Origin of the sequence: Acrocarpospora phusangensis (genome assembly GCF_016862995.1) — a bacterium.
GTDB classification, from domain to species: Bacteria; Actinomycetota; Actinomycetes; order Streptosporangiales; family Streptosporangiaceae; genus Acrocarpospora; species Acrocarpospora phusangensis.
Window position 1 is genome coordinate 16,777 of record NZ_BOOA01000071.1, and the last position, 23,357, is coordinate 40,133.

The window sequence follows — 23,357 nt, forward strand, 5'->3', positions numbered from 1 at the left end:
GCGGATCGGTGGGCTCGCTGCTGCCTGTTGTCTGGTTGTCGTGGGATGCGGCGGAGGCACGGGGGCGCGGGTGGACGCGCGCAGCACACCCCAGAACGCACGGTTGCAGGCCATGCTGGCCACCGTCCCGGACATGCCGGCCGGCTTCTCCGACCGGGCCAGGGACCACTGGCAGCCGCCGTTCACGCCGGCCGACGGCAACTGCCGCAAGATCTTCGCGTTCGTGGAGGGGCGGCCGCCCAAGGAGGACCTCAGCGCGGTGTCGGCCGTCACCTACCAGGGCGCGGGCGTGGGGGCGCTGGCCGCGGTGAGCGTGGCCGTCTACCACGGGGACCTCTCGGCCAAGCGGCTCCTCACCATGCGGGACGCGGTGAGCAAGTGCGTGATCGCCGACGACAGCACGCCCGGCGGGAGCAACCGCCTGACGTCCTTCCCGCTGCCGATGAACGAGGACGGCTGGACGGGGCGGCGGCTGAAGGGGCGGGTGGGGGGGTATCCGTACGAGATGCATCTGGTGGTGGCGCGGCAGGGGCGTACCGTCATGGCGCTGGTGAACGGGGGGGTGCGGCCGCCGGACGTGAAGCGGACCGAAGAGCTGGGCCGTTTGCTGATGGCCAAGGTCGGTACCCTTGATCTGTGACGCTGGACGCTGAAGATACCAAGATCATTACTCTGGCCCGGTCGGCCCGTGCCCGCAGTGGTTCCGCCGAAGGGGCGGCCGTGCGGGACGAGACCGGGCGCACCTACGCGGCGACCGACGTCGACCTGCCCTCGCTCAAGCTCTCCGCCGTGCAGGTGGCGGTGGCCATGGCGGTGTCCAGCGGCGCGGAGTCGCTGGAGGCGGCCGCCCTGGTGACCGAGGCCGACGACCCGTCCCCCGACGACGTCGCCGTGATCGAGGACATGGGCAACACGATCCTCTACCTGGCCGGCCCCGACGGGGTGTTGAAAGGCCGATATGTCTGACTTCCGTGCCGGGTTCGCGGCGTTCGTCGGACGGCCCAACGTCGGCAAGTCCACCCTGATGAACGCCCTGGTGGGCACCAAGGTGGCGATCACCTCCTCCAAGCCGCAGACCACCCGCCGGGTGATCAGGGGCATCGTGCACCGGCCCGACGCGCAACTGGTCATCGTGGACACCCCCGGTCTGCACCGGCCGCGCACCCTGCTGGGGGAGCGGCTGGACAGCCTGGTGCTGTCCACCCTGAGCGAGGTCGACGTGCTCGGCTTCTGCGTGCCGGCCAACGAGCCGATCGGCAAGGGCGACCGTTTCATCGCCGAGAAACTCGCCGCGGTGAAGAAGACACCGGTGATCGCCGTGGTCACCAAGTGCGACCTGGCCACCCGCGAGCAGATCGCCAACCAGCTGCTGGCCGTCTCCGCGCTGGCCGAGTTCGCGGAGATCGTCCCGGTCTCCGCCGTGGGCGACGACCAGCTGGACCTGCTCACCGACCTGCTGATCGCCCGTATGCCGCAGTCCCCGCCGCTCTACGCCGACGGCGAGCTCACCGACGAGCCCGAGCAGGTCCTGGTGGCCGAGCTCATCCGCGAGGCCGCCCTGGAAGGCGTCCGGGACGAGCTGCCGCACTCCATCGCCGTCGTGGTGGAGGAGATGAGCCCCCGCGAGGGCCGCGACGACCTCCTCGACATCTACGCGTTCATGTACGTCGAGCGCCCGTCCCAGAAGGCCATCGTGATCGGTCCGGCCGGCGCGCGTCTCAAGGATGTCGGCACCCGCGCCCGCCACCAGATCGAGGCGCTGCTCGGCAGCCGCGTCTACCTCGATCTGCGGATCAAGGTCGCCAAGGACTGGCAGCGCAACCCCAAGCAGCTGCGCCGCCTGGGCTTCTACGACTGACGGGCGTTCACGGCCGCCGCCGGATCAGCGCGGCGGCGGCGAATCCCGCGACCACGATCGAGGCCAGCAGGGCGGCGAACCAGCCGTACAGGATCGTGGGGTGCACCTGCAGGACGCCGGAGACGCCGAAGCTGAGGCGGTCGGCGAGGCCGCGCGGGTCGGTGAGGAACATCGCCAGGGAGAAGGCGGCCACGGCGCCGGGCAGGATCGCCAGACCGGTGAAGAGCCAGCCCTTGGCCATGCCGATGATGCCCAGTGTCGAGGCGGCCAGCCCGGAGGCGACCACGAACCAGCCCGCGCCGTCCTCCGTGCCGTGCACGGCGTGGGTGAAGCTGGTGTGGAACAGGTCGATCTCGGCGGTCATGCCCGCCCACGGCAGCACGCCGGTGACGGCCAGGGCCAGACCGGCGACCACGACGCCGAGGGCGGGGATCAGGCTCGGTTGGGGTGCGTCTGCCACGATTCCACCCTACGGGAGACTCTTGTCGGCGAGCCGCTCTCCCCATTCCAGACGCCGCCGGAGTTCGACCGTGTCGGCGGCGAGCGCGGACACCAGCGTGCCGGGGCCGGCCAGGGGCAGCACCGCGCAGCCCTCGGCCAGATGGACCTCCCTGGGCAGGTCCCCGACGAGGAGCGTGCTGCCGGCGCAGCGGGCCGAGGCGAAGACCGCGGGGCTGCCGTGCAGGGCCGGGTCGCCCGCCGTGACCTCCTGGCGGAGCAGCGGAACGCCGTCCACGGTGGCGTCGAAGCGGGAGCGGCAGCGGCCGGAGGGTTCGCCGTACCGGCCGAAGACGATCTCCTCGCGCCAGAACGCGGTCGCGTCCCCGGCGAGGCTGAGCAGGACGTCCACCCGCAGGTCGCAGCCGTCCGCCAAGACGAGGGGCTCGGGGGAGTAGCGCAGGGAGGCGCCGGGGCCCACCCGGGCGGTCACGGTCAGCCGGGAGCGGCCCGGCAGGGCGAGCGTGCTCGCCACCGAGAACACCGACAGCGACGTGCCCGGCGCCACGTCGATGCTCAGGCCGAGGTGGTCGCCGTCGAGCGGGCCCGCCGCCGTGGCGACCAGGTGCACGACGCCGGGCGCGGTCTGGCGCAGCGTCAGGGGCGGGTCGGAGCGCAGGGTCTCCAGCCGGGTGCCGCCGGGGCACGCGGCGTCGTACTCGGTGCGGATGACCGCCCGGGCGCGAAGCCCGGGCGGTTCAGACCGAATGGGCGTGTTCGTGGTGCCAGGCGTCGACGATGCCGACCACCCATTCGGCGACCGAATGGGCACCCTTGTCCTCCCTGATCGACGTGAACAGCACGGGTTTGCCGTCCCGGACCTTGGCCGCGTCGCGGGACATCACGGTGAGGTCCGCGCCGACCATCGGGGCCAGATCGGTCTTGTTGACCACGAGCAGGTCGGCCGTGGTGACGCCGGGACCGCCCTTGCGCGGCACCTTGTCGCCGCCGGACACGTCCAGCACGAAGATCTGCCGGTCGGCCAGGCCGCGGCTGAAGGTCGCGGTCAGATTGTCCCCGCCGCTCTCCACGATCACCAGGTCGAGCGGCCCGAACCGCTCCTCCAGTGTCTCTACCGCGTCGATGTTGGCGGCGATGTCGTCCCTGATCGCCGTGTGGGGGCAGCAGCCGGTCTGCACCGCGAGGATGCGTTCGGCGTCGATGACGCCCGCGCGGCGCAGGAAGTCGGCGTCTTCGGTGGTGTAGATGTCGTTGGTCACCACACCGAGCCGCAGCGACGGGCCCAGGCTGCGGCAGAGCGCCGCCACCAGGGCCGTCTTGCCGCTGCCGACCGGGCCGCCGATGCCCAGGCGCAGCGCCCGGCCGTGCCCGTCCGGCGCGTGGTGGTGGTCGTCATGGTTAGCTGACAAAGAGCCTTACCTCCGTACGTAGGTGCTGTTCAGCCAGCAGATCGAGAGCGGGGGCGGCATGAGCGGGCAGGTCCGACCAGTCGTCGGCCTGGATGACGCAGGCCTCGTGGGCCGCGTCGTTGAGCGCGGGGGCGAGATCGGCGAGCAGCCGGTGCACGAGCACGGGGTCGAGCCCGAGCAGCCGGACCGCCGCCGTCGCCGGAGCGGTGACCGAGGTGTAGGCCGCGGCCAGCGCCGCCTGGCGCGGCTCACACCCCGCCGCCGCCGCGGCCGCACCCAGCGCGACAGGGTGATGAGCCCCATCGGGTACGGCCAGCGCCAGCGAGTCCAGCGCCTCGGAAGGCCAGATCCGGCGCGTGGTACGCACCAGCAGCCGGCCCTGGGTCCGGCTGGCCTCCCGTTGGGCCGGTGCGGAGATCCGGCAGTCGGCCTCGGCGTCCAGCCGCTGCCACCGCTCCGGGGCGGGGCGGGCGCCGACCTCGCAGGCGGCCGCGGCCAGAGCCGCGGTGACCACTCCGGCTGTGGCGAGCCGGCCACGGAGGAACCGCGCCAGGTCCTCCGGGCCGGTGATCGCCCCGACGCGTACGGCCTCCTCCGCGCCGCCCGAGTGGGCGTGGCCGCCCGCGGGCAGCCGGGAGTCGGCCAGCAGGAGCATGGCCATGTCGCCGTGCATCCGGATCCTCTCGTCAGAACAGGAAATATCGCTGGGCCATGGGGAGCGTCTCCGCGGGAGCGGGTTCGATCAGCTCTCCGTCGATCCGGACCTCGAACGTGTCCGGCCGGATGTCGATGTCGGGCAGCGCGTCGTTGCCGAGCATCGCCTCCTTGCCGCGGGAGCGCACGTCGGCGACCGGGACCAGCCGCCGGTTCACGTTCAGCCGGCCGGCCAGGCCGTCCTCGATCGCCAGCGGCGCCACGAAGTGCACCGAGGTGGCGGCCGGGGTCACGCCGTACGCGCCGAACATGGGCCTGGGCAGGACCGGCTGCGGGGTCGGGATGGAGGCGTTGGCGTCGCCCATCTGCGCGTACGCGATGACACCGCCCTTCACCACCAGGTCGGGCTTGACCCCGAAGAAGGCCGGGCTCCACAGCACCAGGTCGGCGAGCTTGCCGGGTTCGACCGAGCCCACCTCCGCGTCCAGCCCATGCGCGATAGCCGGATTTATCGTGTATTTGGCGATGTAGCGCTGGGCGCGGAGGTTGTCGGCCGGGCCCGAGCCCGGCAGCGCGCCCCTGCGCCGCTTCATCACGTGCGCCGTCTGCCAGGTCCTGATGATCGTCTCACCGACCCGGCCCATGGCCTGCGAGTCCGAGCCGATCATCGAGATCGCGCCCAGGTCGTGCAGCACGTCCTCGGCGGCCATCGTGCTCGGCCGGATCCGCGACTCCGCGAAGGCCAGGTCCTCCGGGATCGACGGGTTCAGGTGGTGGCACACCATGAGCATGTCGAGGTGCTCGTGATGGGTGTTGATCGTGTGCGGCCGGGTCGGATTGGTCGAGGAGGGCAGCACGTTGCGATACGCGGCCACCTTGATGATGTCCGGCGCGTGCCCGCCCCCCGCCCCCTCGGTGTGGTACGCGTGGATCATCCGGTCGCCGATGGCGGCCAGGGTGGACTCCACGAACCCGGCCTCGTTGAGGGTGTCGGTGTGGATGGCCACCTGCACGCCGGTCGCGTCGCAGACCCTCAGGCAGGCGTCGATGGCGGCCGGCGTGGTGCCCCAGTCCTCGTGCAGCTTGAACCCGGAGGCCCCGGCGCGCAGCTGCTCCAGCAGCCCTTCCTCGCTGACCGTGTTGCCCTTGCCGAGCAGCGCCACGTTGACCGGCATGGCGTCCATGGACTCCAGCATCCTGGCCAGATACCAGACGCCGGTGACCGTGGTGGCCTTGGTGCCCTCGGCCGGTCCCGTCCCGCCGCCCACGAGGGTGGTCACCCCGGAGGACAGCGCCTCGTCGACGATCTGCGGGCAGATCAGGTGCACGTGCGAGTCGACCGCGCCCGCGGTGACGATCTTGCCGTTGCCGGCCAGGATCTCGGTCGAGGGCCCGATCACCAGGTCCGGGTGCACGCCGTCCATGGTGTCCGGGTTGCCGGCCTTGCCCAGGGCGACGATGCGGCCGTCCCTGATGCCGATGTCGGCTTTTATCACGCCCCAGTGGTCGAGCACGACCGCGCCGGTGATGACCAGGTCGGGCGCGCCCTCGGCGCGGGTGGTCCGCGCCTGGCCCATCGACTCGCGGATCACCTTGCCGCCGCCGAACACGGCCTCGTCGCCCGCGCCCGCCGGGCCCATGGCGCGGTCCTCGGTCACCTCGATGAACAGATCCGTGTCGGCCAAGCGGACGCGGTCGCCGGTCGTCGGGCCGTAGAGGGCGGCGTATCGGGCGCGGTCGAGGCTAGTCATCGAGAGGCCCTGCCCATTCCGTACGGAGCCCGGGGACGATCCTGTTCCCGGCCAGCGGCACCAGCGTCACATCACGTTCGACACCCGGCTCGAACCGGATCGCGGTCCCCGCCGGTACGTCCAGCCGGGTCCCCCACGCCGCGTCCCGATCGAACTCCAGGCCCGGGTTCGCGGCCGCGAAATGATAGTGCGAACCCACCTGGATCGGCCGGTCCGCGGTGTTCACCACGCGGACCGTCACCCGCTCCCGCCCGGGGTTCAGCTCCACCGGCTCCACGCCGGGCACGATCTCGCCGGGAACGCTCATGAGATCGGGTGGTGCACGGTGACGAGCTTCGTGCCGTCCGGGAACGTGGCCTCGATCTGCACCGACTCCAGCATCTCGGGCACCCCCTCCATGACGTCCTGGCGGCGGAGCACCTTGCGTCCCGCGTCCATCAGCTCGGCCACGGTCCGCCCGTCCCTGGCGCCTTCGAGGAGATAGGAGGCGATCAGCGCCGTGGCCTCCGGGTGGTTGAGCCGAAGACCCCGGCCCATGCGGTCGCGGGCCACGCCGGCCGCGACATGAATGAGGAGGCGTTCCTGCTCGTGTGGGGTGAGCCGCATGACGGGACGATAGGTACGCGGCGTTTCCCTCGTGTTACAGAGACATTTCAGCGGCGAGTCCTTTCATCCCACCGGCACCTGGGCGAACAGGGGGCTTCGGTGAAATCCCGGTAATGCGCATTTAACTCAGGCGAACTTACCGTGAAATGTCGCTCGATCACCTTGTCGGCAGATGGGTCGGTGCGGGGGCCGTATCGGCAAGGAGGAAAGTAATTGCGGAATACAACCTGGCGTTCCGGAGCCGTGGCGGTGGTTCTGGCCACCGCTCTCGCCGCCTGCGGCGGAGACCCGGCGACGACGGAGGGAACGGCCTCGGGTGGTGGCGGCGACACCATCAAGGTCGGCCTCCTGCACTCTCTCAGCGGCACGATGGCGATCAGCGAGGTCACCGTCAGGGACGCCGAGCTGCTGGCGATCGAGGAGATCAACAAGGCCGGCGGCGTGCTTGGCAAGCAGCTGGAACCCGTCGTGGAGGACGGCGCCTCCGACTGGCCCACCTTCGCGGAGAAGGCCACCAAGCTGATCGCGCAGGACAAGGTGGCCACCGTCTTCGGCGGCTGGACCTCGGCCTCCCGCAAGGCGATGCTCCCGGTCTTCGAACAGCGCAAGGCGCTGCTGTGGTACCCCGTGCAGTACGAGGGGCTGGAAAGCTCGCCGTACATCTTCTACACCGGCGCCACCACGAACCAGCAGATCATTCCGGGCCTTGACTATCTCAAGGAACAGGGCAAGAAGAAGTTATTCCTGGTCGGCAGCGACTATGTCTTCCCGCGCACCGCGAACAAAATCATCAAGGCGTACGCGGCGGCCAACGGAATGGAAATCCTCGGCGAGGAATACACCCCGCTCGGCCACACCGAATACTCCACGCTGACCAACAAGGTCGTGCAGGCCAAGCCGGACGCGGTGTTCAACACGCTGAACGGTGACAGCAATGTGGCCTTCTTCAAGCAGCTGAAGAGCGCGGGCGTCACCGCCGAGTCCATGCCCGTCCTGTCGGTGAGCGTCGCCGAGGAGGAGGTCACCGGCATCGGCGTCGACAACATCGTCGGCCACCCGGTGGCGTGGAACTACTACCAGACCACCGAGACCCCCGCCAACGCCAAGTTCGTCGAAGCCTTCAAGGCCAAGTACGGCGCGGCCAAGGTCACCTCCGACCCCATGGAGGCCGGCTACAACGCCGTCTACCTGTGGGCCGAGGCGGTCAAGAAGGCCGGCTCGGTCGAGGTCGAGGCCGTCAAGAAGGCGGCCGGCGGCATCGCGCTGGAGCGCCCCGAGGGCCTGGTGACCATCGACGGCGAGACCCAGCACATGTACAAGACCGCCCGCATCGGCATCATCCAGCCGGACGGCCTGATCAAGGAAGTCTGGAACTCGGGTGAGCCGATCAAGCCCGACCCCTACCTGAAGACGTACCCGTGGGCGGGAGGCCTGGCCTCCTAGCCGTCCCTCGAACGGGCTCCGGAGCCGCTACTAACTGCGGGGATGACCGCAGGCGGCTCCGGAGCCGAGGCACATCCACGGATACATCCAAGATTCATGGAAGGGGCACGGTGGAGGGATTCCTCAACCAGCTGCCGATCGGGCTGTCGATCGGCGCGGTCCTCCTGCTCATCGCGCTCGGGCTGACCTTCACGTTCGGGCAGATGGGCGTGATCAACATGGCCCACGGCGAGTTCATCATGGCCGGGGCGTACACGGCCTTTCTGCTGCAGGACTGGGCGGGGCGCAGCGCGGTGCTGGTGGCCCTGCCGGTCGCGTTCGTGGTGGCCGGCCTGATGGGGCTGCTGCTGGAACGCGCCGCCATCCGGCACTTCTACGGCCGCCCGCTGGACACGCTCCTGCTTACCTGGGGCGTCAGCCTGGTGCTCCAGCAGCTGGCGCGGGATCTGTTCGGGGCGCCGAACGTGCAGGTGCTCTCGCCCACCTGGCTGCAGGGGGCGATCGGGCCGATGCCGTACAACCGGCTGTTCATCCTGGTCCTGGCCGTCGGCAGCGTGGTCGCCATCTGGCTCTACATGAGCCGCAGCGCGCAGGGGCGGCGCATGCAGGCCGTCATGCAGAACCGGCAGCTGGCCGCGACCAGCGGCATCAACACCGGGCGGGTCGACCAGCGCACGTTCTTCATCGGCTCCGGCCTCGCCGGGATCGCCGGGGTGGCGCTGACCCTGATCGGCCCGGTCGGGCCGACGCTCGGCACCTACTACATCGTGGACGCGTTCCTGGTGGTCGTCGCGGGCGGCCTCGGCCAGCTGCGCGGCGCGGTCATCGCGGCGGCGGCGCTCGGCCTGCTCAACTCCTACGCGGAGTTCTGGACCAACGCCAGCCTGGCCAAGGTCATCGTCTTCGCCGTGATCGTCGCCTTCCTCCAGTTCCGTCCACAGGGCCTGTTCGTCCTCCGCTCAAGGGCACTCACATGACCGCAGTCCTGGAGAAGCCGACCCAGAAGCTCGCTCCCAAGGAGCCGCGTCAATGGAAGGGCGCGGCCGTGTTCGTCGCGGTCGCCGTCGTCGCGCTGGTGGTCATGCCGCTGGTGCTGGAGCCCTTCCGGCTGGGTCTGCTGGCCAAATACCTCTGCTACGCCATCGTCGCCCTCGGCATCGGCCTCGCCTGGGGCCAGGGCGGCATGCTCACCCTCGGCCAGGGCGTGTTCTTCGGCCTCGGCGGCTACGCGATGGGCATGTACCTGAAGCTCAACGACGCCGGCGGGGACCTGCCCGACTTCATGGTGTGGAGCGGGGTCGAGGAGCTGCCCGCGCTCTGGGCGCCGTTCGGCAACCCGGTCTTCGCGCTCGCCATGGTGGTGGTCGTGCCGCTGGTCGTCGCGGTGGCGCTGGGCACGCTGGTGTTCCGGCAACGGGTGCGCGGGGCGTACTTCGCGATCCTCACCCAGGCGCTGGCGGCCGCGCTGGTCATCCTGCTGATCGGCCAGCAGGGGCTGACCGGCGGCACCAACGGCCTCACCAACTTCTTCGACTTCTTCGGCAACGACGTGGCGGCCGAGTCCACCCAGCGCGGGCTCTACCTGACCGTCGCCATCGTGCTCGGGGTGCTCTACCTGGGGGCGTGGCAGCTGGTGCGCAGCCGGTTCGGCAGGCTTCTGCTGGCCGTACGGGACGGGGAGGACCGGGTGCGGTTCCTCGGCTACAACCCGGCCACCGTCAAGACGATCACGTTCGCGATCTCGGCGGTCATGGCCGGCATCGCCGGGGCGCTGTTCGTGCCCGTCGTCGGGATCATCTCGCCCGCGCTGCTCGGCGTGGTGCCGTCGCTGGAGCTCGTCGTGGCGGTCGCCGTCGGCGGGCGGTTCGCGCTGGCCGGGGCCGTGCTCGGCGCGGTCGTCATGGGCTACGCCAAGACCTACTTCAGCGAGGAACTGCCGGACGCCTGGCTCTACCTCCAGGGTGCGCTGTTCATCCTGGTCATGACCCTGGCCCCGAAGGGCATCGTCGGGGTCGCCGCGGCGCTGCGCGACCGGGTTCGGAAGGAGGCGTCGGCATGACGGCGCTGCTGGAGGTCCGCGACCTCTCCGTGGTGTTCGACGGCTTCCGGGCCATCGACGGCGTGGACTTCACCGTGCAGAACGGCGAACTGCGCTTCCTGATCGGCCCCAACGGCGCCGGGAAGACCACCCTGATCGACATCATCACCGGTCTCACCAAGCCGACCACCGGCAGCGTCGTCTTCGACGGCAGGTCGCTGGCGGGCAAGCGCGAACATGAGAGGGTGCGGCTGGGCATCGGCCGTACCTTCCAGACCTCGGTGGTGTTCGAGGAGCTCACCGTCCTGGAGAACCTCGACCTGGCCGCCTCGTTCCGCCGCCCGCTCTGGTCGCTGCTGGCGCGCAGAAAGGGTGTCATCGCCGCCGTCGAACAGGCCCTGGAGACCACCGGCCTGACCGACCTGGCCTCCCGCAAGGCGGGCGTGCTCTCCCACGGCCAGCGGCAGTGGCTGGAGATCGGCATGCTCATCGCGCAGGGCCCCCGGCTGCTCCTCCTGGACGAGCCGGTCGCCGGCATGTCCTCCGACGAACGCTCCCGCACCGGCGAACTGCTCACCTCCATCGCCAAGGACCACACCGTCATCGTGATCGAACACGACATGGAGTTCCTCCGCAGGTACGCCTCCCAGGTGACCGTCCTGCACGAGGGCAAGGTCCTGATCGAGGGCTCGGTGGACGAGGTGCGCGCCGACCCCCGCGTCCAGGAGGTCTACCTGGGCCGCGCCCGCGAGGAGGCCGCCCACGATGCCGTCAGTTGACCCGCAAGCCCGGAAGGCCGCCCCATGTTGACCGTCGACCGCCTCGAATCCGGGTACGGCCGCGCCCGCGTCCTGTTCGGCGTCTCCCTGGACGTCGCCGCCGGCCAGCTCGTCTGCGTCATGGGCCGCAACGGCGTCGGCAAGACCACCCTGCTCAACACCCTGATGGGCGTGATCCCCGCCACCGCGGGCACCGTCACCTTCGGCGACCGCGACATCACCAAGCTCAAACCCCACGAGCGCGTACGGCTGGGCCTCGGCTACGTCCCCCAGGGCCACGAGACCTTCCCCCAGCTCACCGTCCACGCCAACCTCCTGGTCACCCTGGACGCCTCCGGCAACCCCGCCTCCGCCCTGGACGAGGCGCTGGACGTCTTCCCCCGCCTCAAACCCCTCCTCAAACGCCGCGCGGGCTTCCTGTCCGGCGGCCAGCAGCAACAGCTGGCCATCGCCCGCGCCCTGGTCACCCGCCCCAAGCTCCTGATCCTCGACGAACCCACCGAGGGCATCCAGCCGTCCATCATCATCGAGATCGAGGAGGCCATCGAGACCCTGCACCGCTCCGGCATCGCCATCCTCCTGGTGGAGCAGTACCTCGACCTCGCCCTCCGCCTGGCCGACCGCTACGTCATCCTCGACGCCGGCCGCGTCGTCCACGCCGGCACCGCCACCGACCTCCAGGGCGAGGAGGCCCGCCGCCTACTCGCCGTCTGACACCCCGAGGAGGGGCGCCTCCGGGTGCCCCTCCTCTTCCACGCCCTCCACGGCATCGGCGTGATCGCCCTCGCCCCGATCTTCGCCAACCGCCCGGCCATCACACCCACCTGAGGCCCCACACGCCTCCTGCCTGCGCGGTTCGGTGGCTCGGGTGGGACGTTAAGGTGCGGGAGCGACCTACGCTTACCATCGGGGCTTTTATGTTGCGGGCATTCTTCAGGACCGAGGCGGGCAGTACCAGCGTGCTGCTCGGGGCTACCGTGTTGGCGCTGGTGTGGGCGAACTCGGCGTGGGGCGCGAGTTATGAGGCGTTCTGGCATACGCCGGTGGGGTTGTCGTTCGGGGACGCGGATTTTTCGCTGGATCTGCGGCATTGGGTCAACGACGGGTTGATGACGCTGTTCTTCTTCCTGATCGGACTGGAGATCTCGTACGAGGTGCGGCTCGGGCAGTTGAGGGATCGGCGGTTGCTCGCGGTGCCGGCCGTTGCCGCGTTCGGGGGGCTGCTGGTGCCGGCGGGGGTCTACCTGGCGTTGAACGCGGGAGGGCCGGGGGCCGGGGGCTGGGGGGTGCCGATCGCCACGGATACGGCGTTCGTGCTCGGGGTGCTGGCCGTGGTGGGGGCGCGGTGTCCGGAGCCGTTGCGGGCGTTTCTGCTGACGCTGGCCATCGTGGACGACGTGCTGGCGATCATCGTCATCGCGATCTTCTATACGGCTGAGCTGTCGGTGAGTGCGCTGATCACCGCTGCGGTGCTGCTGGCGGCGATCGTCATGTTGCGGTGGCTGAAGATCTGGCGGGCGCCTGCGTACATCGTGCTGGGGTTCGGGCTCTGGGTGGCGACGCTGGAGAGCGGGGTGCATCCGACGCTGATCGGGATCGCGCTCGGGGTTCTGGTGTTCGTGTACGCGCCGAGCGAGTACAAGTTGTTGTCGGCGGGCGAGGCCGTACACGAGTTCACGCATGAGCCGAACGCGCGGGCCGCGCGGGAGGCGGCGCGGCGGGTGCAGATGGCGGTGTCCGTCAACGAGCGGCTTCAGTTGCGGATCCATCCGTGGAGCAGTTATGTGATCGTGCCGTTGTTCGCGCTGGCCAACGCGGGTGTGGTGCTCGACTCGGAGGCGCTGCGGCAGGCGGCCACGTCGCCGATCACGATCGGTGTGGTGGCGGGTCTGCTGCTCGGCAAGTTCGCCGGGATCGCGCTCGGCACCTGGCTGCCGCTGCGGTTCGGGTGGGGGGTGCTGCCGGGCAACCTGGTGTGGGGGCAGTTGCTGGGCGGTGCGGCGGTGTCGGGCATCGGGTTCACGGTGTCGCTGTTCATCGTGGACCTGGCGTTCGACGATCCGGCCATCCAGAGCCAGGCCAAGATCGGCATTCTGGTGGGGTCGCTGCTGTCCGCGCTGGTCGGCTGGACCATCTTCCGGATGGCCTGGGATCGGGGCGGGGTGTGCGCGCCGCCCGAGACGATCATCGAGCCGGTGGAGGAGCTGCCGGAGCTGCTGTCGGTTCCGGTCGGGCCGGACGACCATGTACGCGGGCCGGACGACGCCAAGGTGACGATCGTCGAGTACGGGGACTTCGAGTGCCCCTACTGCGGCCGACTCCATCCGATCATGGAGGAGCTGCTGTCCCGGAATTCCGGGGCGCGGCTGGTGTTCCGGCATTTCCCGTTGCGGACGATTCATCCCCGGGCCGTGCCCGCCGCGCTGGCCGCGGAAGGCGCCGCCCTCGGGGGGAAGTTCTGGGAGATGCACGACACGCTCTTCACGAACCAGCGTTTCCTCACCGACGACGACATCGCCCGGTACGCGGCCGAACTGGACGTGGAACCGTGGCCGGACGTGCCGGGACAGCTCGCCAGGATCGGCCGCGACGAGGAGTCCGGCCGCGCGAGCGGGGCCCGGGGCACGCCGACGCTCTTCATCAACGGCGTCCGGTATCACGGTGGCATGGACCTGCAGTCCATCAGCCGGGCCGTGGCGGAGGCCGAGGCGCGGGCCGACGCGGAAAGCCGCGAAGCCTCGTAACGCGGAAGTCCGGCCGCGGAAAGCCGCCGCGAGCCTCGTGACCCGGAAGTCCGGCCGCGGAAATCGGCGCGCGAATCCTGGCGACGCGGAAGTCCGGCCGCGGGAAATCGGCCCGCGAATCCTCGTTACAGGGAAGCCTGGCGGAAATTCGGCCGGCACATCCTCGTGACGGGGGAGTTCCGCCGCCACGCTTGCCGACCGATCGGGTCTGACAGATCACCACATCCCAAGCCGGGCGATCTTGTCGCGACGACGGGACAGACGAGGCGGGAGTCAGAACGGGGTTCGGTCGAGCCAGGTCGTCCAGACGTCCTCCGCGCCGAGCACCTGCAGGTCCACGTCGGCCGGGCGGCGGCGGAGCAGGGCCAGCAGCAGGTCGACGGAATGTCCGCGCACCGCGGTCGTGCCCTTGCCGTGCCCGTGTTCCCAGGTGACGACACCGTCATCGGCAGCTCTGATCATCCACTCGCCGGACGGGCCGAGGTCGTCGGTGGCGTGGAGGTGGAGCGTGACGCCGGGGTCGAGCACGGCCGGTTGGCGCGGTCCGGCCGTCGCCAGGTCGAGCCATTCGCTGATGGCGTCCGCGGCGAGCGGGGCCGCCAGGTCGTAGGGCAGGCCGAGGGCGAGCGCGGCGTCCGCCCGGTGCACCGTCGCCTCGTGCAGCCGGCGGCGTACCCACCAGGTCGCCGGGCGCGGGCCGAGGAACGTCCAGGCCGGGGTGTCCGGGCCGACCTCGGCGATCGCGTCGGCGAGGGCGCGTGGCCCGCCGTGCAGCCAGGTCAGGGCGCCGTCGACGTCCTCGGGCGGCTTTCCGTCGCGGACCGTGCGGGGATCTAGATAGCCGTCGACGCGGTCGCGTACCATCTGGGCCGCCCAGCGATCGCCCCGGCCGACGTGCCGGAACAGCTGCTTGAGCGTCCAGCCCGGACAGGTCGGCACCGGCGTCGCCGGATCCGCGTCGCGGATGAGTTCACCGAACAACATGTTCTGCTCGACCAGAGCTGCGGCGTAGTCCACGAAATGATCCTCTCCTACGCGGCCGATCTTCCCAAGGTACGCCGTCACAGGCCGGCCCTCTGTCTTGTCATTCGAGGGACGGACTCACGGAGTGACAGGAGCGGGACCTTGCCGGTGGCGACCAACGGAATGCGAATACGGGTCCGGATGAGCGCGCGTCCCATCGACGAGCCGCACCGGGTTTCGAGCCAGCTTGAGCTGCTGTTCGACCTCACCTTCGTGATCGCGGTGGCGGCCATGACCGCGCGGTTCGCGCACGCGATCGCCGACGGCCACGGCCTGGCGGGGGTGCTGCCGTTCCTTCAGGTGTTCTTCGCGATCTGGTGGGCGTGGATGAACTTCACCTGGTTCGCGTCCTCGTACGACACCGACGACGTCGCGTACCGGCTGCTGACCATGGTGCAGATGGGCGGCGTGCTGGTGCTGGCCGCGGGGGTGCCCGCCGCGCTCGGTCACGCGGACTACACCTTCGTCACGCTCGGCTACCTCGTCATGAGGATCGGACTGATCGCCCAATGGCTGCGGGCCGGGTTCGAGGACCGGGCGAGGCGCCGCACCGCGCTGAGGTACGCGGTCGGCCTCGGCGCCCTGCAGGTGGGATGGCTCCTCCTCGCTCAGCAGGACACGCTTCCCTCGTACGCCCATGCGCTGGCCTTCGCCTGCCTGGCCGTCCTGGAACTCGCGGTACCCCGGTGGGCGGAGCGGATCACGCCCACCACCTGGCACCCGCACCACATCGCCGAGCGGTACGGACTGTTCGCGATCATCCTGCTCGGGGAGAGTGTGCTCGCCGCGAGCCGAGGGGTCGAAGGCGCTCTGGAAACGGGTGCGGTCAGCAGTCCCTTCGTGGTCGTCGCCGTCTCCGGACTTGTCCTGCTCTTTGCGCATTGGTGGCTTTATTTCCTCGTACAGGCGGGGGAAGGACTCAATGACCGCCGTCATCGGTCCTACCTGTGGGGGTATGGCCATTTCGGGATCTTCGCGGCTCTCGCGGCCCTTGGCGCCGGGCTCGAGGTCGCAGTCGAGCAGAGTGGGCACGGGGTGGTGGCCTCACCACTGGCGGTCGGCTATGCCGTCGCCGTCCCGGTCGGGGTGTATCTCGTCCTGCTGTGGGCGGTGCAGGCGCTGGTGATGGAGCCGGTCTTCCATCCCGCCGCGGTTCTGGGGAGCGTCGCCGGCATCCTGTCGCTGCCGCTCGCGTCGAGCCGGATCGGCGTGGCCGGCGTGGTGGCGGGGATCGCCGCCATCTGCGTCCTGCTGGTCGCCGTCACGATCGCGGGCAAAGCGTCCAGAACCTAGGCACGCAAGAAAGTCCGGAAAAGTGCCGCCGGACTGTCACACGTCGGGAGGTTGCCCTGTCTTAGCTGGCGGACCGGCGGCAACCAGCGCCCCCGGCGGACAGGAAGGCTTGTCATGAAGATCGTGGTAATCGGCGGGACCGGTCTGATCGGGTCGAAGGTCGTGAAGAAGCTGGGCGAGCACGGCCACGAGGCGGTCGCGGCGTCGCCGAACACCGGGGTCAACACGCTCACCGGGGAGGGTCTGGCCGAGGTGATGGCCGGGGCGTCCGTGGTGGTGGACGTGTCGAACTCGCCGTCGTTCGAGCGGGCCGCCGTGCTGGAGTTCTTCACCACCTCCACGCGGAACCTGCTCGCGGCGGAGGCGGCGGCGGGCGTCGGCCACCATGTCGCGGTGTCGATCGTCGGGACCGAGCGGCTGCCGGAGAACGGCTACTTCGCGGCAAAGATCGCCCAGGAGGAGTTGATCGAGAAGTCGCCGATCCCGTACTCGCTCGTGCACGCGACGCAGTTCTTCGAGTTCGTCCGCGGCATCGCCGACGACGCCGCGATCGGGGACGAAGTGCATGTCGCGCCCGTCGGCTTCCAGCCCATCGCGGGTGAGGAGGTCGCCCAGGCGGTCGCCCGCGTGGCCGTGGGCGAGCCGCTCAACGGCCGGGTCGAGGTGGCCGGACCCGAACGGGTCCAGATGGACGAGTTCTTCCGCGACGCCCTGTCCGCCTTGGGCGACACGCGCGCAGTGGTCACCGACCCGCACGCGCGCTACTTCGGCAGCGAGCTGACCGAGCGTTCGCTGGTGCCCGACGAGGGCGCCAGCCTCGGCCAGATCCGGTACCGCGACTGGCTCGCAGCCCAGTAGCGGCACCGTCTCGCCTGAGATCACGAAAGGGAGGCCCCATGAACGAGATCGACCCGGCCACCGCCGGAGCCAAGCCGAGATCGACCGCGTGGCAGACGGCCGTCACCACGCTGCAGGAGGCCGAGCCGCCGTTCTACCCGGAGGGGGCGACCGTGACGACGATCGTCGTCGAGTACCCGCCCGGGGATCCCGGGACCCCGCCGCATCGGCACTACGGGCCCGCGTTCGGCTACATCGTGCAGGGCGAGATGCTGCTGGAGATCGAGGGCGAACCGGAGCGGGTCGTACGCGAAGGGGAGGCGTTCTGGGAGCCGGGCGGCGACGTCATCCACTACCAGGACGTCAACCTGCGCGACGACATCCCGCTCCGGTTCACCGTCACCATGATGTGCGAACCCGGCAAACCCATGCTCACCCTGGTCGACGAGGAAGAACTCGCCCAGCGCAGGGACCGCCGCGCCCCCAGACCCAATCACTCCAGGGAGAAATGAATGACCACCCCGAGCGGTGACGAGTTCCTGTACGAGCTGCACGCCGAAGTCGAACTCGAAGTGACGTTAATCGAGCGAAGCCACGCCGAGGAGGCCGCCGAACTGCCGGTCTCCGAATGGCTGTACGACCCGGCGGACGTCGAACGCGAGGAGGTCGGGCTGCGGGGTCTTCTCGACGCCATCGAGGTCCTGGAAGATCCCGGCAACGCCTGACCTCCCCGTATGAAGCGAGATCGATGACCGCCGCAGCCATCACAACCGAGCACCCGCAACGGGCGCTCGAACTGGAACACGCGACCCTGCCGCCATACCTGTGCGCGCTGCACTCGCTCGACCTGGCCGGCGTCCTGTGGGCCATCGGCGGCCTGCCCGTCCATCGGGCGGACGGGCAGGCCCTGGAGACCCGCAACCGGAAGATCGGCTTCCGTGAGGAGCCGCCGGAGAGCGACCGCTCATGACGGAAGCGGCAGCCGAGTCGCTGGCCGACTTGCTCGACGAACGCCGGCACCTTCTCAACGTCGCCCTCTGGATGTTCGGCTCCGCCACCGCGGCCGACCAGATCGTCCAGGAGACCTACCGCCGCTGGTACGCCCTCGACGACACCCGGCGCGCCGCCATCACGACACCCAGAGCCTGGCTCACCCGCGTGACCGGCGGCATCTGCCTGGACCTCCTCGCCACCACCGCCACCGGCGCCGCCGCCACCCTCAGACCCGGCCCACCCGCCTTCGTGGAGGTACGGCACCGCCCCGGCCAGACCACACCCGACCTGCACAACCACGCCGTACGCGGATTCGCGGCCGCCTGCCACACGGGCGACACCACCGCCATCAGGAAGACCCTCGCCGTGGACGCGATGGTCGTGAGCGACACCGGCGGCAAACTACGCACCCCCGCACATCCCACCTACGGCGCCGACGCGGTCACCCGTTTCGTCGCGCCCCTGCTGACCCGCCATCCCGGCACCGACATGACCGTCGAATCCGTCAACGGCCGTACGGGCCTGGTCCTACGCCGCTCGGGCCGGGCCGTGGCCGTCACCACCCTCAGCGTCGCCGGCTCCGAGATCACCGCCATCTGGATCGTCCTCAACCCCGACAAGCTCCACCACTGGCACCACCCATAACCACCAGGGCACGAAAGGCACCCCCGGTGAGCCACCGCACCCCCATCCCCTCCCCACCCCCGAACACCTCCTCGCCGCCGCCCATGCCGCCTGCTTCCACGCCACCCTCACCCAGATCGCCCGCCACCACTCCCTCAACCCCGACCCCATCACAGTCGAAGCCACCGTCGCCACATTCGGTGAGGAGATACGTCGGCGACCTGCTACGGCGGTTCGTGGCGGGTGGCTGGCTGAAAGCCGACGATCTGGAAATGGAATGATCGACGTGATGCCAACCCGCCTGGGTCACTCGGCCCGATCGAGCGTTCGAGTCATCCCGTGGGCAGAATTCCATCTATGGATTAAAAGCCGGGGCTCGCCGGACCGTGAATTCATCATGAGCCTCTCAACCGGCGGCAAAGGGCCTCTGATCTGGGCATATTGCCTCTGAGTGGCGAGTTGCCGTAGGTAGACGCTCGTGATGGGGGGATCGGGGCATGTGTGGGATCGCTGGGTGGGTGGACTATGAGCGGGATCTGACCAGGGCGGCGGAGATCGCGCGGGCCATGACGGGGACGATGGCCTGCCGGGGGCCGGACGATGAGGGGGTGTGGTTCGCGCCGCATGCCGCGATCGGGCATCGGCGGCTCGCGATCATCGACATCGCCGGAGGACGGCAGCCGATGATCGCGGAGGAGGAGGGGCGGGACGTCGCGGTCCTGACGTACAGCGGGGAGGTCTACAACTTCACGGAGCTCCGGGAGGAGCTGGCGGGGCGGGGGCACAGCTTCAGGACGCGGAGCGACACCGAGGTGGTGCTGCACGCGTACCTGGAGTGGGGGGACGATCTCGCGGAGCACCTCAACGGCATGTACGCCTTCGCGATCTGGGACACCCGGCGGGAGGAGCTGCTGCTGGTACGGGATCGTATGGGCATCAAGCCGCTCTACTACTACCCGACCGCCCACGGAGTGCTGTTCGGCTCCGAGCCGAAGGCCATCCTGGCCAACCCGCTGGCCGAGCGCGTGGTCGACGCGGACGGCATCCGCGAGCTGATGGCCTTCGTCAAGACGCCCGAGCACGCGATCTTCAAGGGCATGTACGAGGTGCGCCCCGGCTCCATCGTCCGGGTGAACCGGGACGGCATCGGCAAACGCCGCTACTGGAAGCTGGAGTCGGCCGAGCACACCGACGACGTGGACGCCACGGTGGCGACCGTACGCGGGCTGCTGGACGACATCGTCGCCCGGCAGCTGATCAGCGACGTGCCGCTGTGCACACTGCTGTCCGGCGGCCTGGACTCCAGCGCGGTCACGGCGCTGGCCGCGAAGGACCTGCGCGAGCAGAACCTGGGCAAGGTCCGCTCCTTCTCGGTGGACTTCGTCGGCTACACCGAGCATTTCAAGCCTGACACGATGCGGGCCACGCCGGACGCGCCGTACGTGCACGATCTGGTGCGGCACGTGGGGTCCGAGCACACCGACATCGTGCTGGACTCGGCGGAGCTGATGGAGCCGGCGGTGCGGGACACGGTGCTGCGCGCCCGGGACCTGCCGCTCGGGCTCGGCGACATGGACACCTCGCTCTACCTGCTGTTCAAGGCCATCCGCGGGTACTCCACGGTGGCCCTGTCCGGCGAGTCGGCCGACGAGGTCTTCGGCGGCTACACCTGGTTCCACGACCCGGTGGCGGTCAACGCCGACACGTTCCCGTGGCTGGTGGTGGCCGACGTCAGCGGCAGCGCCAACCTGGACCTGCTGAACAAGGACGTGCGACGAGCGCTGGACGTCCCCGGCTACCGGGCCGACAGCTACCACCAGGCGCTCGCCGAGGTGCCGCGGCTGGCGGGGGAGACCGGCCTGGAACGGCGGATGCGGGAGATCAGCTACCTGAACCTGACCCGGTTCGTGCAGACCCTGTTGGACCGCAAGGACCGGATGAGCATGCGCGTCGGCCTGGAGGTCCGCGTGCCGTTCTGCGACCACCGCCTCGTGCAGTACGTCTTCAACGCGCCCTGGGCGCTCAAGACCTTCGACGGGCGGGAGAAGAGCCTGCTCAGGGCGGCCTGCGCGGACGTCCTGCCCGAGTCCGTCCTGAAGCGGGTGAAGAGCCCGTACCCGTCCACCCAGGATCCCGGGTACGAGCTGGCGCTGCGCGAAGCCGTACGGGAGCTGCTGCGCAACGAGGACCTGCCCAGCCAGCAGCTCGTGGACCTCGCCAAGGTGCGGGAGGCGATCGACCGGCCGGTGGACGGGACGACCTCGCTGGAGACGCGGGGGCCGCTGGAGCGACTGCTCCAGCTGGACGCCTGGTTCAAGGAGTACCAGGTCAAGCTCAGCCTCTAGAGCGTGAGCTGCCATTCGTGCCAGATGTCCAGGAGCCGGTAGCCCATCCGCTCGTTGATGGCAATCATGTGGGTGTTGCTGACCGCGTTCCAGGTGATGATCCGGGTGGCCGAGGGTTCCCGCTCGTGGAACCAGGCGGTGTTGGCCAGCTTCACGGCCTGCCCGAGCCGGTGGCCGCGGTGCTCCCTGAGCACCGCGGTGTCGGTCTGGCGGCCCCAGCCGTTGCGCGGGGTTTCCGCGATCAGCCGGGTGAAGGCCACGACACGGCCGCTCGCCAGGTGGCGGGCACCCGTGTGGTAGGCGGTCTGGTGGTCGTTCCCCGCGCTCGCGTCGAACCGGCGGACCCGGTCGGCGTCCCAGGCGGACGGCTCGACGTCCATGTCGTCGCTGGGCGCGTCGTTCATGGCGGCCATCAGCGCGGCCACGTCGTCGATCATGTCCTCGGGGGCCGCGTCCACCCAGTGTTCCAGGCGGTAGCCGGGGGCGAGCTCCGCGACACCTTTCTCGTACGCGGCCCAGTCCACCGTGGCCAGGTCCAGGACCCGCCTGGCCTCGACGGCGACGGCCTGGAAACCGTGCCGGCGCACGAACGCCCCACCGGGGGCGTCGGGACGGGCCTCGGCGAAGACCACCTGGCGGCCGAGAGCCCGCGCCCGGCCGAGAGCGTGGTTCAGGAGCGCGGTGCCGACACCCCGGCGACGATGGGCGGCGTCCACGGCGAAGAACCGTAACGCGCACATATGCGTGTTATCAAAAGTCGGGAAATGTACGACGATGCCGCCCACGACCTGGCCGTCCACCCGCGCGACGTACGTCTCGGAGTGCTCGCCCATCCAGCCGTGCTCGGCGACCGCGGCGAAGCGGCCCATCGACGACACCGGGCCGGGTTCGTCGTATTCGGCGAGTACGGCATGGAACGCGGACAGGCGGTCGCCGGGATCCGCGTAGTCGAGCGTCTCGATGTTCATCGGGCCAGCAAACCCGGTGACGCCGACGTGGTGCCACTCAATTAAGGCGCTGCCCGGTTCGCCGGCCGCCGGGCCCCTACTGCCGGTACCCCTCGACCTCGCTCACCGGGCGCGCCTCGGCGTTGTCGGGGTCGTCACCCACGCGGCGCTTGGCACGGCGCTGGCGCAGCAGGTCCCAGCACTGGTCCAGCGACTCCTCCAGGGTCTTGATCCGGGCGTGCTCCTCGCTGCTGGACAGCTCGCCCGCGGACAGGCGGTCCCGGAGCTCGCGCTCCTCGTCCACCAGCTCGCTGATCTTGGAGAGGATCTCGTGGTCACGCATGCCGTGCCCCCTTCTCGCGGTTCCCGCCACTCTACTGGCGATCACCCGGCCGGCCCGCGCGTGGTTTGACAGATTTGGGAGTTTTGAGAAGGTGTTGCCGGAGACGGGGAGATCATGGTGAGCCATACCCAGGCCGAAATCGAGAGCCAGCCGGACATCTGGACGCGGACGCTGGAGGTGCCGCGCGGGGATCTGCCGCGGGCCGGGCTGAACGTGCTGGGCGTCGGCTGCGGGACCTCCTACTACATCCTCGACGCGTACGCGCGCCGCCGGGAGATGCTGGGCCGGGGGCGTACCCGGGCGTGGATCGCCACCGAGCTGGCCGACGAGGATCCGTACGACATGGCGATCCTGCTGTCGCGGTCGGGCACGACCAGCGACCTGCTGCCGCTGGCGGAGCGGCTGTCCGAGCGCATGACCACGATCGCGATCACCGGCACCCCGGACTCGCCGATCACCCGGCTGACCCACCGGCGGGTGGTGCTGGACTTCGCCGACGAACAATCGGTGGTGCAGACCCGGTTCGCCACCGCGGCCCTGACCCTGCTCCGCGCCTCCATCGGCGACGACGTGACCGGGCTGCCCGCCGCGGCCGAGCAGGCCCTGCGGGAGCCGCTGCCGGACCCCGCCGACTTCGACCACGTGGTCTTCCTGGGGACGGGCTGGACGCTCGGGCTGGCCGACGAGGCGGCGCTCAAGTGCCGGGAGGCGGCCAAACTCTGGACGGAGTCGTACGCGGCGCTGGAGTACCGGCACGGGCCGATCGCGTGCGCGGGGCCGCGGACGCTGGTGTGGTCGTTCGCGCCGTTGCCCGGCGACGTCACCGGCGCGATCGCCGGGACGGGCGCCACGCTGCGGGTGGCGGCGGCCGATGCGCAGGCGGAACTCGTCATGGTGCAGCGCCTCGCGGTCGCCTTCGCGCGGCACCGGGGGCTGAACAGCGACAATCCGGATCATCTCACCCGATCGGTCATCGTCGACCGCTGACCACCGCTCCACGTCTGCTACTGTGCAAGACATGCTGCGCGGACTGCTTCTTAGCCGCCGCGGCGAGGGCCTGTAGGAGTTAGGCTGGCTCCCTCGTCGCGGAGCGAGCCATGCGCGTCGGCCACTTTCGTGTGAATCCGACATCTAGGAGCCTTTCCGTGTATCCCCAGCAGCAGCCCAGTCCCATGCCGTTCCAGCGCTACACCCCCTTCGAACCCGTCCGG

General features: G+C 70.0%; 27 protein-coding genes and 1 pseudogene. 18 read left to right on the forward strand and 10 right to left on the reverse strand.

What is annotated here, in order from left to right:
• Window positions 1–40 precede the first annotated feature (40 nt).
• From Aph01nite_RS31660 to era, 3 genes are read left to right on the forward strand one after another with little or no spacing between them, the layout of a single operon-like run.
• A complete protein-coding gene (locus Aph01nite_RS31660) occupies window positions 41–640 on the forward strand; it encodes a hypothetical protein (protein ID WP_204044712.1) in 600 nt (199 codons plus the stop codon).
• Window positions 637–966: a cytidine deaminase-like protein gene (locus Aph01nite_RS31665; protein ID WP_204044713.1), complete on the forward strand. Its 330-nt coding sequence runs from the start codon at window positions 637–639 to the stop codon at window positions 964–966. Before Aph01nite_RS31660 ends, Aph01nite_RS31665 begins: the two co-directional genes overlap by 4 nt.
• Window positions 959–1,858 carry a GTPase Era gene (gene era / locus Aph01nite_RS31670; protein ID WP_204044714.1) on the forward strand — a complete coding sequence of 300 codons (900 nt, stop codon included), beginning with the start codon at window positions 959–961 and terminating at the stop codon, window positions 1,856–1,858. Before Aph01nite_RS31665 ends, era begins: the two co-directional genes overlap by 8 nt.
• Before the next feature lie 7 nt (window positions 1,859–1,865).
• Here era and Aph01nite_RS31675 read toward each other — a convergent pair whose 3' ends face one another.
• The 7 genes from Aph01nite_RS31675 to Aph01nite_RS31705 are packed head-to-tail and all read right to left on the reverse strand — an operon-like array spanning window position 1,866 to window position 6,737.
• On the reverse strand, window positions 1,866–2,318 hold the full coding sequence (locus Aph01nite_RS31675; RefSeq protein WP_204044715.1) for a hypothetical protein: 453 nt from the start codon (window positions 2,316–2,318) through the stop codon (window positions 1,866–1,868).
• A 9-nt stretch (window positions 2,319–2,327) separates the two neighbouring features.
• On the reverse strand, window positions 2,328–3,128 hold the full coding sequence (locus Aph01nite_RS31680; protein ID WP_239162126.1) for an urease accessory protein UreD: 801 nt from the start codon (window positions 3,126–3,128) through the stop codon (window positions 2,328–2,330).
• Window positions 3,055–3,726, reverse strand: coding sequence for an urease accessory protein UreG (ureG, locus tag Aph01nite_RS31685; RefSeq protein ID WP_204044716.1), 672 nt, complete (start codon window positions 3,724–3,726; stop codon window positions 3,055–3,057). The genes Aph01nite_RS31680 and ureG overlap by 74 nt, the downstream gene beginning before the upstream one ends.
• Complete coding sequence (locus tag Aph01nite_RS31690) at window positions 3,716–4,399, reverse strand: urease accessory protein UreF (RefSeq protein WP_204044717.1); 684 nt, start codon at window positions 4,397–4,399, stop codon at window positions 3,716–3,718. Before Aph01nite_RS31690 ends, ureG begins: the two co-directional genes overlap by 11 nt.
• A gap of 13 nt (window positions 4,400–4,412) precedes the next feature.
• Window positions 4,413–6,131, reverse strand: coding sequence for an urease subunit alpha (locus Aph01nite_RS31695; RefSeq protein WP_204044718.1), 1,719 nt, complete (start codon window positions 6,129–6,131; stop codon window positions 4,413–4,415).
• Window positions 6,124–6,438 carry an urease subunit beta gene (locus Aph01nite_RS31700; RefSeq protein WP_204044719.1) on the reverse strand — a complete coding sequence of 105 codons (315 nt, stop codon included), beginning with the start codon at window positions 6,436–6,438 and terminating at the stop codon, window positions 6,124–6,126. The genes Aph01nite_RS31695 and Aph01nite_RS31700 overlap by 8 nt, the downstream gene beginning before the upstream one ends.
• Window positions 6,435–6,737, reverse strand: a complete 303-nt coding sequence (locus tag Aph01nite_RS31705) for an urease subunit gamma (RefSeq protein ID WP_155348208.1) — start codon at window positions 6,735–6,737, stop codon at window positions 6,435–6,437. Before Aph01nite_RS31705 ends, Aph01nite_RS31700 begins: the two co-directional genes overlap by 4 nt.
• 213 nt (window positions 6,738–6,950) lie before the next feature.
• Between Aph01nite_RS31705 and urtA the strand changes: the two genes are divergently transcribed.
• From urtA to nhaA, 6 genes are all read left to right on the forward strand, one after another.
• Window positions 6,951–8,180: an urea ABC transporter substrate-binding protein gene (gene urtA / locus Aph01nite_RS31710; RefSeq protein WP_204044720.1), complete on the forward strand. Its 1,230-nt coding sequence runs from the start codon at window positions 6,951–6,953 to the stop codon at window positions 8,178–8,180.
• Between the two features lie 110 nt (window positions 8,181–8,290).
• The gene (gene urtB, locus Aph01nite_RS31715) at window positions 8,291–9,157 is read left to right on the forward strand and encodes an urea ABC transporter permease subunit UrtB (RefSeq protein WP_204044721.1); all 867 of its coding nucleotides are present in this window, start codon (window positions 8,291–8,293) and stop codon (window positions 9,155–9,157) included.
• Window positions 9,154–10,239: an urea ABC transporter permease subunit UrtC gene (urtC, locus tag Aph01nite_RS31720; RefSeq protein ID WP_204044722.1), complete on the forward strand. Its 1,086-nt coding sequence runs from the start codon at window positions 9,154–9,156 to the stop codon at window positions 10,237–10,239. Before urtB ends, urtC begins: the two co-directional genes overlap by 4 nt.
• Complete coding sequence (gene urtD / locus Aph01nite_RS31725) at window positions 10,236–10,997, forward strand: urea ABC transporter ATP-binding protein UrtD (protein WP_204044723.1); 762 nt, start codon at window positions 10,236–10,238, stop codon at window positions 10,995–10,997. Before urtC ends, urtD begins: the two co-directional genes overlap by 4 nt.
• Before the next feature lie 24 nt (window positions 10,998–11,021).
• Window positions 11,022–11,711: an urea ABC transporter ATP-binding subunit UrtE gene (urtE, locus tag Aph01nite_RS31730; RefSeq protein WP_204044724.1), complete on the forward strand. Its 690-nt coding sequence runs from the start codon at window positions 11,022–11,024 to the stop codon at window positions 11,709–11,711.
• A 203-nt stretch (window positions 11,712–11,914) separates the two neighbouring features.
• Complete coding sequence (gene nhaA, locus Aph01nite_RS31735) at window positions 11,915–13,741, forward strand: Na+/H+ antiporter NhaA (RefSeq protein ID WP_204044725.1); 1,827 nt, start codon at window positions 11,915–11,917, stop codon at window positions 13,739–13,741.
• Window positions 13,742–14,014: 273 nt separating this feature from the next.
• Here the strand turns inward: nhaA and Aph01nite_RS31740 are convergent, their stop codons facing one another.
• Complete coding sequence (locus Aph01nite_RS31740) at window positions 14,015–14,758, reverse strand: maleylpyruvate isomerase N-terminal domain-containing protein (RefSeq protein WP_204044726.1); 744 nt, start codon at window positions 14,756–14,758, stop codon at window positions 14,015–14,017.
• A 147-nt stretch (window positions 14,759–14,905) separates the two neighbouring features.
• Between Aph01nite_RS31740 and Aph01nite_RS31745 the strand changes: the two genes are divergently transcribed.
• From Aph01nite_RS31745 to asnB, 8 genes and pseudogenes are all read left to right on the forward strand, one after another.
• Window positions 14,906–16,057, forward strand: a complete 1,152-nt coding sequence (locus tag Aph01nite_RS31745) for a low temperature requirement protein A (RefSeq protein ID WP_239162127.1) — start codon at window positions 14,906–14,908, stop codon at window positions 16,055–16,057.
• A gap of 114 nt (window positions 16,058–16,171) precedes the next feature.
• Window positions 16,172–16,915 carry an SDR family oxidoreductase gene (locus tag Aph01nite_RS31750; protein ID WP_204044728.1) on the forward strand — a complete coding sequence of 248 codons (744 nt, stop codon included), beginning with the start codon at window positions 16,172–16,174 and terminating at the stop codon, window positions 16,913–16,915.
• 38 nt (window positions 16,916–16,953) lie between these two features.
• Window positions 16,954–17,406 carry a cupin domain-containing protein gene (locus tag Aph01nite_RS31755; RefSeq protein WP_204044729.1) on the forward strand — a complete coding sequence of 151 codons (453 nt, stop codon included), beginning with the start codon at window positions 16,954–16,956 and terminating at the stop codon, window positions 17,404–17,406.
• Window positions 17,407–17,619, forward strand: a complete 213-nt coding sequence (locus tag Aph01nite_RS31760; protein WP_204044730.1) for a hypothetical protein — start codon at window positions 17,407–17,409, stop codon at window positions 17,617–17,619.
• 23 nt (window positions 17,620–17,642) lie between these two features.
• Complete coding sequence (locus Aph01nite_RS31765; RefSeq protein ID WP_204044731.1) at window positions 17,643–17,864, forward strand: ferritin-like domain-containing protein; 222 nt, start codon at window positions 17,643–17,645, stop codon at window positions 17,862–17,864.
• Window positions 17,861–18,532, forward strand: a complete 672-nt coding sequence (locus tag Aph01nite_RS31770) for a sigma factor (RefSeq protein WP_204044732.1) — start codon at window positions 17,861–17,863, stop codon at window positions 18,530–18,532. Before Aph01nite_RS31765 ends, Aph01nite_RS31770 begins: the two co-directional genes overlap by 4 nt.
• A gap of 61 nt (window positions 18,533–18,593) precedes the next feature.
• Window positions 18,594–18,962, forward strand: a pseudogene (locus Aph01nite_RS42735) (hypothetical protein); the annotation flags it as partial.
• 46 nt (window positions 18,963–19,008) lie between these two features.
• On the forward strand, window positions 19,009–20,856 hold the full coding sequence (gene asnB / locus Aph01nite_RS31780; protein WP_204044733.1) for an asparagine synthase (glutamine-hydrolyzing): 1,848 nt from the start codon (window positions 19,009–19,011) through the stop codon (window positions 20,854–20,856).
• Here the strand turns inward: asnB and Aph01nite_RS31785 are convergent.
• The gene (locus tag Aph01nite_RS31785; RefSeq protein ID WP_204044734.1) at window positions 20,853–21,824 is read right to left on the reverse strand and encodes a GNAT family N-acetyltransferase; all 972 of its coding nucleotides are present in this window, start codon (window positions 21,822–21,824) and stop codon (window positions 20,853–20,855) included. The genes asnB and Aph01nite_RS31785 overlap by 4 nt on opposite strands.
• 76 nt (window positions 21,825–21,900) lie before the next feature.
• Window positions 21,901–22,146, reverse strand: coding sequence for a DUF2630 family protein (locus Aph01nite_RS31790; protein ID WP_204044735.1), 246 nt, complete (start codon window positions 22,144–22,146; stop codon window positions 21,901–21,903).
• 114 nt (window positions 22,147–22,260) lie between these two features.
• Between Aph01nite_RS31790 and Aph01nite_RS31795 the strand changes: the two genes are divergently transcribed.
• Window positions 22,261–23,133: an SIS domain-containing protein gene (locus tag Aph01nite_RS31795; RefSeq protein WP_204044736.1), complete on the forward strand. Its 873-nt coding sequence runs from the start codon at window positions 22,261–22,263 to the stop codon at window positions 23,131–23,133.
• The last annotated feature ends 224 nt before the right edge of the window (window positions 23,134–23,357 follow it).

Coding starts and splice junctions, on each gene's coding strand:
- era (WP_204044714.1), top strand. CDS start 959: ATGTCTGACTTCCGTGCCGGGTTCGCGGCGTTCGTCGGACGGCCCAAC.
- Aph01nite_RS31690 (WP_204044717.1), bottom strand. CDS start 4,399: ATGCACGGCGACATGGCCATGCTCCTGCTGGCCGACTCCCGGCTGCCC.
- Aph01nite_RS31695 (WP_204044718.1), bottom strand. CDS start 6,131: ATGACTAGCCTCGACCGCGCCCGATACGCCGCCCTCTACGGCCCGACG.
- Aph01nite_RS31700 (WP_204044719.1), bottom strand. CDS start 6,438: ATGAGCGTTCCCGGCGAGATCGTGCCCGGCGTGGAGCCGGTGGAGCTG.
- Aph01nite_RS31705 (WP_155348208.1), bottom strand. CDS start 6,737: ATGCGGCTCACCCCACACGAGCAGGAACGCCTCCTCATTCATGTCGCG.
- urtC (WP_204044722.1), top strand. CDS start 9,154: ATGACCGCAGTCCTGGAGAAGCCGACCCAGAAGCTCGCTCCCAAGGAG.
- urtD (WP_204044723.1), top strand. CDS start 10,236: ATGACGGCGCTGCTGGAGGTCCGCGACCTCTCCGTGGTGTTCGACGGC.
- urtE (WP_204044724.1), top strand. CDS start 11,022: ATGTTGACCGTCGACCGCCTCGAATCCGGGTACGGCCGCGCCCGCGTC.
- nhaA (WP_204044725.1), top strand. CDS start 11,915: ATGTTGCGGGCATTCTTCAGGACCGAGGCGGGCAGTACCAGCGTGCTG.
- Aph01nite_RS31745 (WP_239162127.1), top strand. CDS start 14,906: ATGAGCGCGCGTCCCATCGACGAGCCGCACCGGGTTTCGAGCCAGCTT.
- Aph01nite_RS31750 (WP_204044728.1), top strand. CDS start 16,172: ATGAAGATCGTGGTAATCGGCGGGACCGGTCTGATCGGGTCGAAGGTC.
- Aph01nite_RS31755 (WP_204044729.1), top strand. CDS start 16,954: ATGAACGAGATCGACCCGGCCACCGCCGGAGCCAAGCCGAGATCGACC.
- Aph01nite_RS31760 (WP_204044730.1), top strand. CDS start 17,407: ATGACCACCCCGAGCGGTGACGAGTTCCTGTACGAGCTGCACGCCGAA.
- Aph01nite_RS31765 (WP_204044731.1), top strand. CDS start 17,643: ATGACCGCCGCAGCCATCACAACCGAGCACCCGCAACGGGCGCTCGAA.
- Aph01nite_RS31770 (WP_204044732.1), top strand. CDS start 17,861: ATGACGGAAGCGGCAGCCGAGTCGCTGGCCGACTTGCTCGACGAACGC.
- asnB (WP_204044733.1), top strand. CDS start 19,009: ATGTGTGGGATCGCTGGGTGGGTGGACTATGAGCGGGATCTGACCAGG.
- Aph01nite_RS31785 (WP_204044734.1), bottom strand. CDS start 21,824: ATGAACATCGAGACGCTCGACTACGCGGATCCCGGCGACCGCCTGTCC.
- Aph01nite_RS31790 (WP_204044735.1), bottom strand. CDS start 22,146: ATGCGTGACCACGAGATCCTCTCCAAGATCAGCGAGCTGGTGGACGAG.
- Aph01nite_RS31795 (WP_204044736.1), top strand. CDS start 22,261: ATGGTGAGCCATACCCAGGCCGAAATCGAGAGCCAGCCGGACATCTGG.